The sequence below is a fragment of the Streptomyces sp. WM6378 genome, from assembly GCF_001279695.1.
Taxonomy (GTDB): domain Bacteria; phylum Actinomycetota; class Actinomycetes; order Streptomycetales; family Streptomycetaceae; genus Streptomyces.
In genome coordinates this window covers 1-282 of the sequence record NZ_LGDD01000238.1, presented here as the reverse complement: position 1 = coordinate 282, position 282 = coordinate 1, and the positions used below count along the sequence as shown (strand labels likewise).

Genomic DNA, 282 nt, shown 5'->3' with positions numbered 1-282 from the left:
CTCGACGAGGTCGAGGCCATGGCCCGCCGGGTCATCGAGACGCATCCGCACCTGGACGTCCTCGTGAACAACGCGGGCATGGCCGCCCCCGAGCGGCACACCATCACCGCCGACGGCAACGAGATCGCCTTCCAGGTCAACTTCCTCGCCCACTACCTCCTGACCTGCCTCCTGGAACCGGCACTCACCAGTGACCCGGGCGGCCGCGTCGTCAACGTGTCGTCGTCGCTGCACCGCACCGGCAACATCCAGTGGAGCGACCCCAACCGCTCCCGCCGCTAC

Annotated in this window: 1 protein-coding gene; it reads left to right on the top strand. The window is 68.8% G+C overall.

Translation table 11 applies throughout. The features are described 5' to 3' along the window. On the top strand, positions 1 to 282 hold a 282-nt coding region (locus ADK54_RS19635), incomplete at both ends, for an SDR family NAD(P)-dependent oxidoreductase (RefSeq protein ID WP_159047847.1).